17 protein-coding genes and 4 pseudogenes are annotated in these 16,407 nt (G+C 61.0%); 14 read left to right on the top strand and 7 right to left on the bottom strand.

Translation table 11 applies throughout. The annotated features are described in order from the left end of the window. From ABDZ36_RS14335 to ABDZ36_RS14345, 3 genes are all read left to right on the top strand, one after another. On the top strand, positions 1-354 hold a 354-nt coding region (locus ABDZ36_RS14335; RefSeq protein ID WP_343749365.1), incomplete at its 5' end, for an LUD domain-containing protein. Further along, entirely contained in the window at positions 351-2,555 is a 2,205-nt protein-coding gene (locus ABDZ36_RS14340; RefSeq protein WP_211312893.1) for an LUD domain-containing protein, read from the top strand. The genes ABDZ36_RS14335 and ABDZ36_RS14340, both read left to right, overlap by 4 nt. A gap of 342 nt (positions 2,556-2,897) precedes the next feature. After that, on the top strand, positions 2,898-3,659 hold the full coding sequence (locus tag ABDZ36_RS14345; RefSeq protein WP_211312892.1) for an IclR family transcriptional regulator: 762 nt from the start codon (positions 2,898-2,900) through the stop codon (positions 3,657-3,659). A gap of 137 nt (positions 3,660-3,796) precedes the next feature. Here ABDZ36_RS14345 and ABDZ36_RS14350 read toward each other — a convergent pair. Beyond that, positions 3,797-3,904: pseudogene (locus ABDZ36_RS14350) on the bottom strand (SDR family oxidoreductase); the annotation flags it as partial. 42 nt (positions 3,905-3,946) lie between these two features. On the opposite strand from ABDZ36_RS14350, the gene ABDZ36_RS14355 reads away from it, so the two are divergent. Further along, positions 3,947-4,354 carry an aldolase/citrate lyase family protein gene (locus tag ABDZ36_RS14355; protein WP_211312891.1) on the top strand — a complete coding sequence of 136 codons (408 nt, stop codon included), beginning with the start codon at positions 3,947-3,949 and terminating at the stop codon, positions 4,352-4,354. A 170-nt stretch (positions 4,355-4,524) separates the two neighbouring features. On the opposite strand, the gene ABDZ36_RS14360 is transcribed toward ABDZ36_RS14355, so the two are convergent. Together ABDZ36_RS14360 and ABDZ36_RS14365 are read right to left on the bottom strand one after the other, a co-directional pair. Next, a complete protein-coding gene (locus tag ABDZ36_RS14360; protein ID WP_211312890.1) occupies positions 4,525-5,478 on the bottom strand; it encodes a mannonate dehydratase in 954 nt (317 codons plus the stop codon). A gap of 46 nt (positions 5,479-5,524) precedes the next feature. After that, a complete protein-coding gene (locus ABDZ36_RS14365) occupies positions 5,525-5,707 on the bottom strand; it encodes a hypothetical protein (protein WP_343749366.1) in 183 nt (60 codons plus the stop codon). 106 nt (positions 5,708-5,813) lie between these two features. On the opposite strand from ABDZ36_RS14365, the gene ABDZ36_RS14965 reads away from it, so the two are divergent. The 4 genes and pseudogenes from ABDZ36_RS14965 to ABDZ36_RS14980 all read left to right on the top strand — a co-directional run bounded on the left by ABDZ36_RS14965 (position 5,814) and on the right by ABDZ36_RS14980 (position 6,680). Then, positions 5,814-6,137, top strand: a complete 324-nt coding sequence (locus ABDZ36_RS14965) for a Rossmann-fold NAD(P)-binding domain-containing protein (protein ID WP_425545320.1) — start codon at positions 5,814-5,816, stop codon at positions 6,135-6,137. Between the two features lie 11 nt (positions 6,138-6,148). Continuing rightward, positions 6,149-6,193: pseudogene (locus ABDZ36_RS14970) on the top strand (hypothetical protein); the annotation flags it as partial. Beyond that, positions 6,193-6,411, top strand: a complete 219-nt coding sequence (locus tag ABDZ36_RS14975; protein WP_425545321.1) for an NAD(P)-dependent oxidoreductase — start codon at positions 6,193-6,195, stop codon at positions 6,409-6,411. The pseudogene ABDZ36_RS14970 and the gene ABDZ36_RS14975, both read left to right, overlap by 1 nt. Before the next feature lie 38 nt (positions 6,412-6,449). Continuing rightward, the gene (locus ABDZ36_RS14980) at positions 6,450-6,680 is read left to right on the top strand and encodes an NAD(P)-dependent oxidoreductase (protein ID WP_425545322.1); all 231 of its coding nucleotides are present in this window, start codon (positions 6,450-6,452) and stop codon (positions 6,678-6,680) included. A gap of 72 nt (positions 6,681-6,752) precedes the next feature. Here ABDZ36_RS14980 and ABDZ36_RS14375 read toward each other — a convergent pair whose 3' ends face one another. Both ABDZ36_RS14375 and ABDZ36_RS14380 read right to left on the bottom strand, forming a co-directional pair. Next, positions 6,753-7,844, bottom strand: a complete 1,092-nt coding sequence (locus tag ABDZ36_RS14375; protein ID WP_211312889.1) for a mandelate racemase/muconate lactonizing enzyme family protein — start codon at positions 7,842-7,844, stop codon at positions 6,753-6,755. After that, on the bottom strand, positions 7,841-8,992 hold the full coding sequence (locus ABDZ36_RS14380; protein WP_211312888.1) for a mandelate racemase/muconate lactonizing enzyme family protein: 1,152 nt from the start codon (positions 8,990-8,992) through the stop codon (positions 7,841-7,843). Before ABDZ36_RS14380 ends, ABDZ36_RS14375 begins: the two co-directional genes overlap by 4 nt. Positions 8,993-9,999: 1,007 nt before the next feature. Here ABDZ36_RS14380 and ABDZ36_RS14385 point away from each other — a divergent pair. The 5 genes from ABDZ36_RS14385 to ABDZ36_RS14405 all read left to right on the top strand — a co-directional run bounded on the left by ABDZ36_RS14385 (position 10,000) and on the right by ABDZ36_RS14405 (position 14,439). Continuing rightward, positions 10,000-10,779 carry an SDR family NAD(P)-dependent oxidoreductase gene (locus ABDZ36_RS14385; protein ID WP_211312887.1) on the top strand — a complete coding sequence of 260 codons (780 nt, stop codon included), beginning with the start codon at positions 10,000-10,002 and terminating at the stop codon, positions 10,777-10,779. 167 nt (positions 10,780-10,946) lie between these two features. Next, a complete protein-coding gene (locus ABDZ36_RS14390) occupies positions 10,947-11,981 on the top strand; it encodes a TRAP transporter substrate-binding protein (RefSeq protein ID WP_343749367.1) in 1,035 nt (344 codons plus the stop codon). A gap of 34 nt (positions 11,982-12,015) precedes the next feature. Then, positions 12,016-12,576, top strand: coding sequence for a TRAP transporter small permease (locus ABDZ36_RS14395; RefSeq protein ID WP_211312886.1), 561 nt, complete (start codon positions 12,016-12,018; stop codon positions 12,574-12,576). Then, positions 12,569-13,870, top strand: a complete 1,302-nt coding sequence (locus tag ABDZ36_RS14400; RefSeq protein ID WP_211312885.1) for a TRAP transporter large permease — start codon at positions 12,569-12,571, stop codon at positions 13,868-13,870. The genes ABDZ36_RS14395 and ABDZ36_RS14400 overlap by 8 nt, the downstream gene beginning before the upstream one ends. 137 nt (positions 13,871-14,007) lie before the next feature. Then, the gene (locus ABDZ36_RS14405; RefSeq protein WP_211312884.1) at positions 14,008-14,439 is read left to right on the top strand and encodes a universal stress protein; all 432 of its coding nucleotides are present in this window, start codon (positions 14,008-14,010) and stop codon (positions 14,437-14,439) included. Positions 14,440-14,641: 202 nt separating this feature from the next. Here ABDZ36_RS14405 and ABDZ36_RS14410 read toward each other — a convergent pair whose 3' ends face one another. Beyond that, positions 14,642-15,385 (bottom strand): SDR family NAD(P)-dependent oxidoreductase, encoded by a 744-nt coding sequence (locus ABDZ36_RS14410; protein WP_211312883.1) that lies wholly within the window; start codon positions 15,383-15,385, stop codon positions 14,642-14,644. A 73-nt stretch (positions 15,386-15,458) separates the two neighbouring features. Further along, positions 15,459-16,162 (bottom strand): annotated as a pseudogene (locus tag ABDZ36_RS14415) (transposase domain-containing protein). A gap of 53 nt (positions 16,163-16,215) precedes the next feature. Here ABDZ36_RS14415 and tnpA point away from each other — a divergent pair. Continuing rightward, positions 16,216-16,398 (top strand): annotated as a pseudogene (tnpA, locus tag ABDZ36_RS14420) (IS200/IS605 family transposase); the annotation flags it as partial. Positions 16,399-16,407: the final 9 nt, after the last annotated feature.

Here is a 16,407-nt window from a genome sequence, read left to right on the forward strand (position 1 = left end):
CTGCAGGATACCGCGGTCGAAACCCCGCCGACGCCCCGCCTGCTTCGGGAGGCGCAGACGGGCGTCACCCCCGCCGGGAAGGCCATCGCGGAGTACGGGACGCTCGTCGTCGACGCCGACCGGGCGGGCGCTGAGCCGGTGAGCCTCTACCCGCCGACGCACGTCGTGGTCGTCCGCGAATCTGACATCCTCCCGGATGTGGCGTCCGCGACCGGCTACCTCGGTGAGCGGTTCGCCGCCGGGAAGTCGTCCGTGTTCGCCACGGGCGTAAGCTCGACTGGCGACATGGGCGCACTCGTCGAGGGCGTCCACGGGCCGAAGTACGTGCACGTCATCGTCCTGGAGGAACAATGAGCGCGGGACGCGAGCGCAGGCGGAAGGCGGAGAAGATCCGCCACCTATTAGAGACAGAAGGTGACGCGGTCCACGAGAACGTCACCCACATGAACGAGGAGCGCTACGAGGCCATCGATCGTTTCGACGAGTTCGAGGGGCTTCGAACGGAAGCCCGGCGCATTAAGGAGGACGCCGTCGAGCGGCTGCCGGAGCTAATCGAGGAGCTCCGAGAGAGCGTCGAGGCGAATGGGGGAACCCTCTATCTCGCCGACGACGCCGCGGACGCCAACCGATACATCACCGAGGTCGCCGACGCACAGGACGCAGAGACGCTCGTGAAGTCCAAATCGATGACCTCCGAAGAGCTGGAGGTGAACGACGCCTTAGAAGAGGCTGGCGTCGACGTGTGGGAAACCGATCTCGGCGAGTTCGTCGTCCAGATCGCCGACGAAGGCCCCTCCCATCTCGTCGGCCCCTCGCTTCACAAATCCCGCGAGGACGTCGCCGAACTCTTCAACGAAGTCTTCGATCCCGACGAGCCCTTCGAGACGGCCGAAGAGCTCACTCAGTTCGCGCGGGACTACCTCGGCGAGAAGATCCGTGCCGCCGACATCGGCATGACGGGTGCGAACTTCGTGCTCGCCGACTCCGGGACGATCACACTCATTACTAACGAGGGGAACGCCCGAAAGAGCGCTGTTACCCCCGACACGCACGTCGCCGTCGCCGGTGTCGAGAAGATCATCCCCAGCGCCGAGGACGTCCAACCGTTCGTCGAACTCATCTCGAAGACCGCGACCGGCCAGGACATCTCGCAGTACGTCTCGATGCTCACCCCACCCGTCGACTCCCCGACGATCGACTTCGAGAACCCGGACGAACCACTCGGGTCGGGTGACGGCGAGCGTGAGTTCCATCTCGTCCTCATCGACAACGGTCGCATGGCGATGCGCGAGGACGACGACCTGAAGGAGACGCTCTACTGCATCCGCTGTGGGGCGTGTGCGAACTCGTGTGGGAACTTCCAGCACGTCGGCGGGCATGCTTTCGGCGGCGAAACCTATACCGGCGGTATCGCGACTGGCTGGGAGGCCGGCATTCGCGGCGAGGAAGCCGCCGACGAGTTCAACGATTTCTGTACTGGTTGTAGTCGCTGCGTGAACGCCTGTCCGGTGAAGATCGACATCCCCTGGATCAACACCGTCGTTCGCGACCGCTTGAACGACCAGCGCACTCCTTCCGAGTTCGAGTTCCTCGTCGAGGGCCTCACGCCCGACGCCGAGGGGACGGTGAGCCTCCAGAAGCGGCTGTTCGGAAACTTCGGGACGCTCGCGAAACTCGGCAGTAAGACCGCCCCGCTCTCGAACTGGGCGGCGAATCTCGGTCCCGTCCGCTCGCTGCTGGACACGTACGCGGGCGTCGCGCCCGACCGGGAACTCCCCGCGTTCCAGCGTGAAACCCTCGCTGGGTGGTTCGAGTCACGCCGACCGCGTGCGCCGAACGCCGACGCCTCTCGGAAGGTCGTCTTGTATCCGGACGCCTACACGAACTACGTGCTTACAGAGCGCGGAAAGGCCGCTGTCCGCGTGCTCGAAGCGCTGGATGCGCACGTCGAACTCGCCACGCCCATCGAGAGCGGGCGCGCCCCCCTCTCTCAGGGGATGATCTCGACGGCCGGCGAGCACGCCGAGCGCGTCGCGGACGATCTCATGCCGTATCTCGACGCCGACTTCGACGTGGTCGTCGTCGAACCCTCCGATCTCGCGATGTTCCGCCGCGAGTACGAGAAGCTCCTCGATGTGGACACGCACGACCGGCTCGCGGAGGGAAGCTACGACATCCTCGAATACGTCTATGGCCTTCTCGAGAACGGTGCCGACAGCTCCGCGCTCGCCGAGCCCGACGAGAAAATCGCGTACCACTCGCACTGCCAGCAGCGCACTCTCGGGGCCGAAGCGTACACGGAGGCGGTACTGGACGATGTCGGCTTCGACGTCGTTACCTCGGACGTGGAGTGCTGCGGGATGGCGGGGAGTTTCGGCTACAAGTCGGAGTACTACGAACTCTCGATGGACGTTGGCGAAGACCTCTACGAGCAGTTCGCCGACGAGGAAGAGCGTACGCTCGTCGCCAGCGGCACCTCCTGCACCGAGCAGATGAGCGACCTCTTCGCCCGCAACGTCACTCACCCCGTCGAACTCCTCGATCCCGAGCAGTAGCCTCGTCGCTGTTTTGTCGGATGGGTCCGGGTCATTGGACCGACCCCTCGTGCCGCCGAAGCGAATCGGATGGTACACCGACGATGACGGATCTGTCGGTTCCGCGTCCCGTCGTACAACAGGACGAGCCGGTGTGGACGTCCACCGCTCTGAGAGCGGTTGTTTCAGAACCGAGTGTGACACGGGTCCGATTTGCCCGTTCGGCGATTCGGGATCGGCTTACAGACGACAGAGCACCGTGAAACGACCATTGGTACGGTGCAAAGCGTATGTCGGCCGTGGGAACGAGCGTTCGACGTGCATGAACAAAGGTTAAGTTACCCTGGCCAGTGAGTAGGAACCATGACCACGACGAGATCGACGGTACAGGCGACGCGGACGAGTCTGGAGATCGTCGAGGCGCTCGTTCGCCTCGGCGGAGCGGGCGTGACGGAGCTCGCAAGCGAGCTCGACCTCCCGAAGAGCACCGTCCACAACCACCTCAACACGCTTCACAGCGCGGAGTACGTGGTGAAGGAGGACGGGATCTACGACGTCGGACTCCGCTTTCTGAAGCTGGGGGAGTCTTCGCGAAACCGACCGGAGCTCTACGACGTCGCTCGACCGGAGATCGACTTGCTGGCCGAGCAGACGGGCGAGTTGGTGAACCTTTCGGTCGAAGAATACGGTCGTGGAGTGTACCTCTACCTTGCGCAGGGAGAACGGGCGGTTCGCCTCGATACGAACGCCGGGATGCGCGTTCACCTCCACTGTACGGCGCTCGGAAAAGCAATTCTTGCCCACACTCCCGAAGAGCGCGTCGAGGAGATCCTCGATACGATGGGAATGCCGGCACGAACTGACCAGACGATCACGGATCGTGAAACGTTCTTTGAGGAGTTAGAGGTGGTCCGCGAACGAGGATACGCGTACGACCGACAAGAGCGCCTGAACGGCCTTCGCTGTGTCGCCGCCCCGATCATCACACCGGAGAAGGGAGTCGTAGGGGCGATTAGTATTTCCGGACCGACGAGCCGAATGCAAGGCGACCGCTTTGAAGAGGAGATACCCAACTACCTCCAGAACGCCGCGAACGTCGTCGAACTCAACATGACGTACTCTTAGTCTGAGTTGACGCAAATATCGGTGTAATGTTGGCTGTTCTGTTCGGCCTGGTTGACCGGTGTTCGACCGAGTCTCCGGACCGATACGAAAACCCCGGCAATTACGTCTTCTTTCGTCCGGCAGAGCTGAACGACGGGTCACCACCCCTCGAACTTATCGCGTCGATAGAGGTCGAGTTCCTGGACGACGTTCGGTGACTCCTGTTCCGCCGCGAACGCGATCGCGCGCGCGACATCGGCCGGCTCGGCTCACATGGGCTCTCACCGTACGTCCGTGCGGGCGGCTACATGGGCGGCGACGACTACACCGAAGAGCAGAACGGGCGTGTGACCGTCATCGTCCATATCGAGGGCGAGCGTGGCGTCGAGAACCTTGACGCGATACTTGACGTCGACGGTATCGACATGCTCTTCCTTGGCCCCTACGATATATCGAAATACCTAGGGATTCCTGGGCAGGTCCGCGACGAGCGCGTCGAGGATCTCATGTCGGAGGTTTGTGAGCGCGCCGAAGCGGCGGGAAAGGTCGTCGGGATGTTCGCTGACGACGCCGAGATGGCGAACCAGTGGATCGACACGGGCGTTCAGTACGTGGCGAGGTGGACGGCGCTATCCTCACGGACGCGTTCCTGGACACGATTACCGACGTCCGGCGATAGAGGGCGAGTGTCCGGAGTCGTTCACTCTCCCTTCTGAGAGGTGTCAGCTACTTACGGTGTGTCCGAGTGTTGCAACGGTCGCCATCGACGACTAGCGGGTCAGACGTCGAGCCGATCCTCGTTCGGAGCCTAATGTGGACTGCGAGCTTCGGGGACGCCGTCGCCGCGCGGTCGTCGCGTGTGTCTTCGTGCCGGGCGCGGAGTGAGCTACTCAGTCGCTTCGAGCAGGCCTTTGAGGTAGCCGGTCGCGTAGAGGCGACCGAGCGTCATATAGCCGGGGTTCGAGTTCTCTTCGGTCGCCATCGTCGGGACGTGATCGACGCGAACCGGGCCTTCGAAGCCGATGTCGCGATACGCCTCGATACAGGCGTGCATGTCCGTGGGTCCGTCGTCGTGCCACTTCTCGACGAACTTCCGGTTGTTCCCTTCGACGTCGCGGAAGTGAACGAAGTTGATTCGCTCATCGAAGTGCCGGATCATCTCGGGGATGTCCGCACCCATCGCCGCGAAGTTCCCCTGGCCGAGCGTGATACCGTTGTACTCGCTGTCGTACATCTCCATCACGCGGTCGTAGTTCGCCGGCGACGTGACGATACGGTCGACGCCGCGGAGGCTGTCGATCGGCGGATCGTCCGGATGGAGGGCGAGCTTCACGCCCGCCTCCTCGGCGACCGGGACGACCTCGTTCAGGAAATACTCCAAGCCCTCCCAGAGCTCGTCGGCATCGATGGGGGCAATCTCCTGATCGGGTGCGCCCTGCATCAGCTCGTCGTCGTAGCCCGTGGTGAGCGAGCCACCGCGGGTCGGAATAGCGGTTGAGGTGCGGGCCCAGCGTTTGCCGGCCATCCAGTCGTACGCGACGACGGGAACGTCGAGTTCACCGAGGTTCCGCAGATACTGTTTGAACCGGTCGATTTCCTGGTCGCGACCGTCGCGGCCGAGGCGAGTCGTATCGGAGATCGGGACACAGCCCTCGATGACGCCGACGTCGATCCCGTACTCACGGAACGTCTGGGTGAGCTCGAGGAGGTCCTCGTACTTCCATGGTCGGGAGCCGTCGCCGATCTCGAGCGTATGGACGACCGCCGTCTCGACGCCGATCTGTTTTGCGAGGTCCCACCGTTCGTCTCGGTCCGGAGGCAGAATCAGTGCTGGCTCCATGGACGTTCTGTATGAGGCGAGTAGTATCAATGTTCCCCGTTCGGGGTCAGGCGTCGATGACGTCCCGTTTGTACTGTCCATCGTCGAAGGCGACGGGCTCGGGATCGGAGTGCACACGGAGGTCGTCGCGTTCGCGGGCTTCCTTCACGAGAGAAGCGGCAGGATCGGTGGCACTCTCGCCACGCTGGATGGCGGCGAGGGGCTGTTCGACGCCGTCCATACGGACCATCATCGGTTCTCCGAAAGGACGTGCGTCTCGACGAGCTTCTCGAAACCGCGTTACGGGCCGAGCGTGGTACGACCGAGCGAGCCGACTCGCTCGATCGAGCGACGAGGTGGTCGTCGCGCGGACGCGAAGCGAGGAACTCGCCGAAAGTACGGATGCGGACGTCATTACCGGGCTCGAGATCGATGAGTCGATATTCGACCGAGCCGACGATCTGCAGCTGTTCGCGGGGCTGGCCGCAGGATACGATCACCCGCCGCTAGACAGGCTAGAAGCACAGGGGGTCACTGCCACGAACGCGTCCGGGGTCCACACGCTCCGAACATGGCTGAACAGGTTCTCGGAAACCTACTCGTGTTCGCGCGACGCCTCGACGAGGGGTGGCGTCGGTGACAGAAGACCTACTGGGACCATTATCGTGCGGGCGAGTTGAAGGGGTCGACGGTGACCGTCGTCGGGCTTGGCGCGATCGGGCAGGCGATCGTCGAGTGTCTCGGCCCGTTCGACGTCGAGACGATCGCCTGCCCGGTACACGCCCGCCAAAGGGGGGACCGACGGACGACGTCGTCGGCTTCGACGGCCCGAAGTTCGAGACGGCACTCTCGCGGACTGACTACCTCGTGTTGGCCTGCCCATTGACGGAGACGACCGAGGGGCTGATCGACCGAGTGGCGTTCGAGACGATGCCACCCCGTTGGTGTTGGTGAACGTAGCCAGAGGGCCGATCGTAGACACCGAGGCGTTAGTGGACGCGCTCCGTGGGAGCCAGCTTGCAGGTGTGGCCCTCGACGTTACAGACCCTGAACCGCTTCCGGAGGATCATCTGCTCTGGGCATTCGACGATGTCTACATCACGCCGCATATGGCAGGCTCAACGCCGCATTACTACGAACGATGTGCGAATATCCTGGCTGGCAATCTCGACACTGTCGACGAAACTGACGCTTACGACGAACTGGAGAACAAGGTTCCCTGACATCCGCCCCACCTAGAAGGGGATATCACCTCCTGGTAACGCCCCGGCGCTGCATCCCGAGTCGGCGCGCGGCTATCTGAGGCGTTCGCCGCCGACGTGGAAGCCGTCAAGGCCGTCGAACACGACGCCGTGTCCGGGGTCCGTCGGTGGCACGTACTGCCCGTCGGTCGGCTCGATCGGGTCGTCGAGGACGCGGGTGAGGACGGTCGAGTGGTGTTCGATCCGCGAGACGGCGGGCGCGGCCGCCGCGAGGTGAACGTGGATCGGTTCGATGTAGTGCGGGGAGACGGGGATCCCCCAAGCGTCCCCGAGGTCCGCGACGGACAGCCAGGGGGTGATACCACCGACACGGCAGACGTCCGGTTGAAGGACGTCGAGCGCGCCGGCCGCGAGCGCCTGCTTGAACTGCGTCGGGTTGTAGTAGTTCTCACCGGCAGCGATCGGGACCGTCACGGCACCACGGAGGTCGGCGTACCCTGCGTAGTCCCCCTTCTCGAGAGGTTCCTCGAACCAGCCGATGTCGACGTCGTCGATACGGTTGGCGAATCGCTTAGCCTCGGAGATGTCATAGCCACAGTTCCCGTCGAGGAAGAGATCCGTCCCTGCGGGGAGCGCGTCGCGGACGGCTCGGACTCGTACCTCATCCGCGGCGAGGCCGCGCCCGACTTTCATCTTCACGCCGATAAAGCCGGCGTCAGCGGCGTTCGAAGCGTTCTTCACGAGCGTCTCCTGATCAATCTGGAGCCAGCCGCCGTCGGTGTTGTACGCGGGAATCGGCTCGCGGGACCCTCCGAGAAGTTCGTAGAGCGGGGCGCTGCGGCGCTTCCCGAGCACGTCCCAGAGCGCGATGTCAACTGCGGCGACCGCGAGTTCGGATACGCCCTCGCGACCGACGAACGTCGTCCCGGCGCGGAGGCGTTCGCGAGCGGTACGCGGGGCCGCAGAGCCGCCGATGAGTAGGGGGGAGAGCGTCTCCGAAACAAACCCGTGGACCGCCGCACCGCCCTCTCCGATGGTGTAGGTGAACCCGAGGCCAGTGATGTCGCCGACGTCGACCTCGACGACGACGAGCTCAAGCGCGTCGAAGGACTGCGTGGCGTCGTCGTGGGCGTCCTCCGCGGGGACCCGATAGTGGCCGGTGCGGACCGCGTCGACGGTCGTCATGCCTGACCACCGTCCACGCGATACCGCTCGATAGCGTCCGCGTCGAGATCGATCCCGAGCCCGGGCCCCTCGGGGACAGCGACACGTCCGTCCGCGTCCGGCGCGAACGGGATGGGGGCGAGCGACTCGCGGAGTGGGTTGTCGGAGCGATCGAATTCGAGTGGCCGCTCGCGCGGGAGCACGGCCAGGAGGTGGAGCGCGGCGGCGATGGCGATCGGCGTCCCCCAAACGTGCGGAACGAGCGCGGTGCCGTCCGCGCGGGCACGCTCCGCGATCCGGCGGGCAGCAGTAAGGCCGCCGACGTTACAGAGGTCGGGCTGCGCAACGTCGAGGGCTCCCTCACTCAGCAGGTGCGCGAACTCGGCGGGTGTCTGGCACTCCCCGCCGGCGACCGGGATATCGAGTTCGCGCTGGAGCGCCGAGTAGCCCGCGTAGTTCTCCGGCGCGACAGGCTCCTCGAACCACCGGACATCGAGGGTAGCAAGCTCGTGGCCAACCGCCGCGGCCGTTGGGCGGTCGTACGCGTAGTTGGCGTCAACCATTACGTCGACATCCGGGCCGACGGCGTCACGGACGCGGCGAACGAGTTCGATGTCTGCCTCATGACCGTGCCCGAGGAGCGAGAGCCCGATCTTGAGCTTGATGGCGCCGAGGGCGTCGGCGTTCCCCTCGGCTTCGGCGACGATGGCCGTGTACTGTTCGTCGAGATCCTCGACCGGCTTGAAGTAGTGGCCGGTCCCGTATGCAGGGAGCGCATCGCGGCGACGCCCGCCAAGGAGGCGGGAAACCGACTCGTCGAGGAGCTTTCCGCGGAGGTCCCAGAGTGCGATGTCGAGGCCGCTGATCGCCGGGAGCGGGACGATGGACTGATAGGCCGCCCGGCTGACGTCATAGAGCCGATCGTGGAGGCGCTCAATGTCGAGGGGGTCTTCGCCGACGAGTATAGGGGCGAGCAGATCGTCAATCGTCTCTCGAGACCCGGCAATCGGTCCCCAGCACTCGCCCCAACCGACGGTGCCGTCGTCCGCCTCGATCCGGACGAGCAGCGCGCTCCGAGTGTCGACCCACTCTTGCGCGTAGCCGAACGGCTCGTCGAGCGGAGCCTCAAGTGCCACTGTGTCTACAGAACTGATATCTACGTCTGGCATGAGTTGCTATACCGTAACGGGTGATAAAAATATGTGGGGTGTCGACACTTGGGTCACCTACACACATGGTGAAGGGGGCATGAACGGCCGACGTAGGCGGTAGTTACGGTGTCGCCTCCAGCATCCCATCCTGTAGCTGACCACATGAACTCGCATCGGGGGCAAGCTCCAAGGCACTCGGCCTGCTCCGCTCGGTAGAGACGGCCGAGCGTCATGTAGCAGGGCTCGGGTTCTCCTCGGTGGCCATCGTCGGGACGTGGTCGGGTCGCCGATTGGGGCGCAGCCCTCGATGCCTCCGACATTGAGGCCGCAATCACAGGTAGTCTGGGTCATCTCGAGGGGGTCCTCGTCGCGCTACGGGCGCGAGCCGTCGCCGATTCCGAGTGCATGGACGACCGCCGTCTCGATGCCGATCTGCTTTGCGAGACTCCAGCGCCCGTCGTACTCGGGAGGTAGGATGAGTGCAGTCTCCGTCCGACCCCTTTCTTCTGAGCCTCAAGGCTCGTAGTTCACTCATCTCACTTGGCGGCGCGGCGTTCGTCCGTATATCCGCTGATAAGTGCGTTGCTAGCCGCTTCTGACACGGTTAGGGACCGGAATCACGATCGGTGATGTCGGGGTCGGTGGAGAACACGGGGAGGACGATGGTCGGTTACGGCCGTTCCGCGACGATCTGTCTTCGAGCGGGATGAGGGGCTCGATCCTGTTCATCTGTGTGGGACGATCTATCGAACCCAGAACTGCTCCCTGCTGTAAAATATACAGGGAACCCGTGACCGATATGATCCTGGAGAGGAATCATCGTTCATATATACTGAACATTATATACAGCCTACTGAGGGGCGGGACAGTCAGGATTCCCCGGCCCACGCTATATACTGGCAGATTACAATAAATTTTGCAGACACGAACACGGCTAACCCGCAATCCGATCTACCCCATCGTTGATGACATATCCACAAGATATAAATGTGTTATGTAGTATTATATCTCGAAGTCAGACACTGATGCAACCAGACGATTACAATCCAGTTACGGTTAACGGAAAGACAGCCGTCGTCCTCGGTGGGACGAGTGGGATCGGGCGTGCCATCGCGAACTGCTTCGCCGCAGATGGTGCGGACGTCGTCGCGACCAGCCGAGGCGAAGATCACGTCGTCGAAACCGCCGACGAACTTCGCGACGCCGGGGCCGATACCGTTGAAGTCACATGCGATGTGACGGAGCCGGAGACGCTCACAAACGTCCGCGAGGTGACGGAAGACGTGCTTGGCGACATCGATGTTCTCGTCAACTCGCCGAGTTATATCGCTCGGCAGAACATCTCCGATGTTGAGGAGGACGAGTGGGAGTATGTCCTCGACATCCACCTGAAGGCGTCCCGCCGTGCTATCCAGGAGTTTGCACCCGCGATGGGAACGGGATGTATCATCAATATGGCGTCCCTCTCTTCGCAGATCGCTATCCCTGAACTCGCGGCCTACTCGTCCGCTAAAGGAGGAATAGACGCCCTCACACGGATCTCATCCCAGGAGTTCGGCCCGGATGTCCGTGTCAACGCGATTCGCCCCGGCTTCATACAGTCCGACCAGACACAGGGGACGTACACGGAGGGGACTGACCGATACGAGGAGATCGTCAAGCGAACGACGACCGATCGGTTGGGCTATCCCGAGGAGATCGGCGGCGCAGCGATCTACCTGGCGAGTGACGCCGCGTCATATACGAATGGGGAGATTATCACCGTCGACGATGGCTTCACCGCGAGCGCATTCAATTGGGACTGACGTCACAGAACGGGCGGCTAAGCTTGTCAGAGCCGTAAACTCTGGCTTACGAGTTAAGTGCGAACCTCTCCCAAAAGAAGCATTCATTAACATGTAATATTGTATATTCCACTATTAACAAGAATACACCGGTGGTTTTATATATACAAACTTGTATCGTCCAATGTATGGTAGATAGCGACACTCTGAACCGTAGGACGCTCCTGAAGACGATTGGTGCTGGTGGACTCGCCGCCGTCGCTGGATGTTCCAGCAGCGGGGGGGACAGTGAGGGAAGCGGTAGTAGCGGAGGGAGCAGCGTCAGTATGACCATTGCGAGCGCCTTTGAGCCGGGCCACATTCTGGTTGAAACTGCGAATAGCTTCAAGGAATCCATCGAGTCAGAGTCTGATGGCGATATCTCCGTAGACGTCAGTGCCGGTGGCTCGTACGGGAACGAGACAGAGCTCGGCGAACTCGTGAGCCAAGGTGGGGTCGAAGCCCACGCAGCCGGGACTGCACCGTACAACCAGTTCGCACCGCGATACGCCTTCTTCGGCTCCCCGTTCGTCGTTCCGAGCTACGACCAACTGCTTTCTATCCTCGACAGCGACGAGATGCAGGAAGGGATCGACACCCTAGTTGAGAACGGGAACCAGCGTCCATTAGGACAGCAGATCTACCGTGGTGCCCGGAACACGACGTCAAACTCGCCGATCAGAACTCCGGAGGACGTTTCGGATATCAACCTTCGGCTCCCCGAACTCGATCCGTGGGTCACCATCTGGGAGGGCGTCGGTGCCTCGCCGACGCCCGTTTCGCTGAGCGAGCTGTACAGCGCGCTCGAGCAGGGTGTCGTCGACGCCTCCGAGGGGGGCGCCGAGCAAATTAGCTCATTCAACCTCTACGAGGTCCAGAGTCACCTGAGCCTCACTAGTCACCTGATCTCCAGCGGGAATCTCTATATAAATGATAACTTCTACCAGGGACTCGATCAGACTCACCGAGACATGATCGACGAGGTCAGCCAGGAGGTCACGCAGGCTTCCGCTGAAACCTCTCAGGAGCGGGAACAGGAACTGATCAATAGCCTGAGCGATAACGGGATGACGATCGTTGAAGACGTGGATGTGGCAGCCTTCCAGGACGCGGCAGCGCCCGCCGTCGAGAGAATGTTCGAGGAGAATTGGGCGTTCGACTGGGAGACTGTTCTGAATATGTAACCCTTATCCCTTGACAAAACAAATAAATTAAATAATGGAAATAGACCAATCACTCGATCTCAAACGGGAACATCCGTTTGATAAAGCAGTACTCTATACGGCGACGGCGTTGTTCGCACTCACAATCGTTCTGACGTCGGTGCAGGTCCTCGTTCGTCTGCTGAGCATACAGTCACTCGGGTTCGTCTACCTCACGCAGCCGCTGGCCCGGATCACGCTCATCATCGGAACGTACCTCGGTACCGCCGTAGCGCTCCGTAACAACGAGCATATTTCGATCCAGTTCCTGCTTCAGAGGCTGATGCGGTGGAATCCGAAGGTTGGACTTACCGTTCGATTTCTCGGGAACCTTATCGTCATCGCATTCCTGGCTATCGCAACGTGGGCAATGTACCGTGGTACCGTTGAAGCATGGACCACGTCGCTCGGTGGGGCGGGGTTCGTTATGTCCGGCCAAGTGTATCTGCTGATGGGCGTCGGAATCGCGATCGCGTTGATCTACGCGGTAATCGACCTGATCAAGATGGTGCGGTCGGCCCGTTCCGGTCAGACACTACACGCAGGTCTAGTTGAGGAGGCATCCAACGATGAGTGAACTCTTGCTCGTCGGGGCACTGCTCTTGGGGACACTGCTCGTGCTGTACGCGATCGGTGTCCCCGTCGCAATCGCCATGGGCGCGACGTGTGTTGTCGTCATGGTTTCACCGTACGGAAACGGGCTCAACTACAACGTTATTGCTCAGCAGATGTTGTACGGAGTCAATAGCTTCACGTTGCTAGCGATCCCGTTCTACTTGCTTCTCGGGCGGTTGATGAACCGGATCGGCATGACACAGCGGATCTTCGACTTGGCGAATTCGATGGTTGGCCAGTTCCGAGGTGGGATTGCGCATGTTAACGTCGTTGCAAGTATGATCTTCTCCGGGATGTCCGGCCTTGCCGTCGCCGATGCGGCCGGGCTCGGTCGCGTTGAGTACGCGGCGATGCGCGACCAGGGATACGAGAAGGACATCTCCCTCGGTGTCACCGGCGCATCCTCGATTATCGGCCCAATCATCCCCCCTAGCGTTCCGATCATCATCTACGCCGTCCTCGCGGAGCAGTCTATTGGCGAGATGTTCCTCGGTGGGGTCGTTCCGGGGGTCCTCATCGGACTGTTTCTGATGATGCTGGTTTTCCTGATCGTACACATCCGGGACTACGAGGTGGAGGACTCGTTCACCCTGGTGGACTTCTGGGCGAGCTTGAAGCAGGCTGTATTCCCCCTCCTTGCGCCCGTCCTCATCGTCGGTGGTATCCTGTCAGGGCTCTTCACCGCGACGGAAGCGGGGGCTGTTGCGGTCATATACACCATTCTCCTAGGGATGTTCGTGTACAACAAGCTGTCTGTCCGGGAGCTGATTGATGAACTCCACTACGGGATGGTAGAGACCTTCTCGCTGACGTTTATCATCGGCGTCGCCTCCCTGTACGGTCTCATCGCGCTTCAACTCGGCCTGCCGAACCTGATCGCTGATGCGATTACGAACTTCACTACGCAGCCGACGATGGTGTTACTCCTGCTGGTCCTCCTGCTGCTCGTCGTGGGGACGTTTATGGAGACGATCGCTGCGATCACCGTCCTCGTTCCAATCCTCATGCCGGTACTGGGTATCGCCGGTATCGATCCGATTCACTTTGGGATCGTGATGATCCTAACCTTGATGCTGGGTCTCCTCACGCCGCCGTTCGGTGTGATCCTGTTCGTCTTGGAGAAGGTCACCGACGCAACGCTTGAAGAAGTGATGAGGGCAGTGCTTCCCTATTACATCCCGATCCTACTGGTGCTACTAATCACGATCTTCGTCCCGCAGATCGTCCTCTATCCGGCGACTAACTTTGCCGGGTAGATGTCATCCATTTCTTCTGATATATTATCTGTAGCTCTATATGGGGACTTTTGCGCCTCTTGCGGCCTATAATGGGTTCACCAGTTATGGCGTGTCGTAGTAGAAACATATATGTCGGTGGAGCCTCTCGACTGCATATGGTCATCGTTGCAGCGATCAGCGACTTGAGCATGCTAGAGAACGTCGTCGCCCAGGCAGACGACCTCGCACAGGCGTACGACGACAAGCTCCACGTCATCCATGTTATCGAGGAGTCGGAGTACACCAAGATGGCGGAGAAAGGGGCAGGGACCCGGACGGAAGGCGGAGGCATGCTAGAGGAGCAGGTCGCGAGCGAAGTCACGGAGGGGATCGAAGAGGTGGTCTCCGTGGAGTACGACATCGTCGGTCTAGTCGGGGATGTCGGCGAGAAAATCGTCGACTATGCTGACGAGAACGACGCTCGATATATCGTTATGGGGGGACGGAAACGCTCACCCGTCGGGAAAGCTCTCTTCGGGAGCGTGACCCAGTTCGTCCTGTTGGGGACGGAGCGACCGGTTGTCACCGTCGATACGAACGAGAGCTAGCGCGACACCAAGGCGGACGGAGACCGGCGGTGCGACCGCGAGTACGCTCTGTTACTTCCGACACGTCTCGCGGGCCGAACTGAAATGGGTCGCGTCACGGCCACGATACACGTCCGGGTGGGATTCGGCGTGGAGATTGATCACTTAGTCGCAATTGTGTTGGAAGGACCGTATCTCGATCGGTACCGACCCGCGTCAGCCATCACGTCGCAGACGACCCGCCGTCGATGTGGATGACGTCACCAGTGATGTAATCGGCCGCATCAGACCCGAGGAAGAGCGCGACGTCGACGACTTCCCCCACGGAACAGAGGCGGCCGAGCGGAACATCCTCAGAGCGCTCCTCCACCCACGAGGGATCCTTATTCCGGACTTCCTCGTTCATCGAGGTTTTCGTCGTTCCGGGGGCGATAGCGTTCACTGTGACGCCTTCGTTCCCGTACTCCACGGCCAACTGCTTCACCAACGTGTTCACGCCACCCTTGCTCGCGCAGTATGCGGGAAGCCCCGCAATGCCCCGCGAACCGGCTTCAGAGGTGATATGAACGAGCGAACCGCTGGTGTCCACTAGCTTTGGAAGAGCGGTCTTACTGAGTCTGAGCGCGCCGAGGAGGTTGACGTCGACGACGAGTTCGAGGTCTGATTCGCTGGCCTCGTGGAGCGGGCCACGAGTGAGTACGCCAGCGCTATTGACGACCACGTCGATGCAGCCGAGCTCGTCGGTAGCCTTTGCGACCGCCCTTTTGACGCTCCCCTGATCGCGGAGATCACACTCAACAGCGTGGCAGTCGGCGTGTTCGGAGGCGACCGCTTCGAGGTCCTCCATCGAGCGCGCCGCCACGACGACCGACGCGCCGTTCTCGAGATAGGTCTCGGCGATCCCGCGACCCATGCCACGGCTTGCGCCGACGACAAGGACGCTCTTTCCGGAGATGGAGTCATACATTACGTCCGTGCATTACCACATATGGTAATAAACCTATGCGGAGCTGCCGATATCGGGTTTAGTTAAACGAGTTCTACCAGACGGCGAAGGCTTGCAACCACGTTTCTGCGGTTGCTGGGTCGACGTGGCTGAAACTATTGCTAAACGAGGAAGTACACCGCTTTATTTCTTGGAAAACACGTTTGATAGCGTTCCGATTTCCATGGCGAACAGTCTGAAATCGGAGTCCCGCTCGTTGGAGTGCGGCCGCTAGATGTTGGGCATGATCGACGAGAAACACGGCGTTAACGAGACGCCCTGCGTCTCGTTTGCACACCAGAAATCTCTGATTTCTGGGGACGTCTTTGACGTCGTGTTTCTCACGAAGCTCCCGTAGAAACTGCTGCGTTAATGCCGTTGCAGTCGTCGTGAACAGCCTGAGATTACGGAATTTGTTTGCCTTCGGATCGACAGCGTTGACGAGACGCTTCGCGTCTCATTCGCTAACCAGAAACCTCTGGGTTTCTGATAACGGCGTACAGCCAGAACTGTTAACCGTTGATCCGGACTTGCGTCGCTGGCGGACTGTAGACCGGCCTTCTGAACCCAGTTGTGAACAGCCTTCCGCGAGCGTTCGACACCGAACCTCTCAAGTTCTGAGACGGTATTCAAAAGTGAAAGGACGGACAGGTGAAGTCGAATACCGAGCTGCATCAGCTCGCTCGGTGTCCGCTCTTGCTCCACAAAATCCAAGTCGATCCAGTCGCTACAATCGCTGAGGCGGGAGATTTCAGCCATAGACCAGCACAAAATCACCACGCCTCACTTTTCAGCCTTAACTAAACACCGCGAGCGAGATTGTACGGACTATCAAGAGCAGCACGGCGCGGGAGATGTGGGAACAGCACGAACTGTACTTGGAGGAGTATCTGTGGGGCGGTGGGTTCTGGGAACAGTCGTACTACATCGAAACTGCGGGACAGGTATCCAGCGAGACGACTGAACGGTATATCGAACGAATAGAACACGTTTGAGTGTCGGCT

Source organism: Halarchaeum salinum (genome assembly GCF_039520965.1).
Taxonomy (GTDB): domain Archaea; phylum Halobacteriota; class Halobacteria; order Halobacteriales; family Halobacteriaceae; genus Halarchaeum; species Halarchaeum salinum.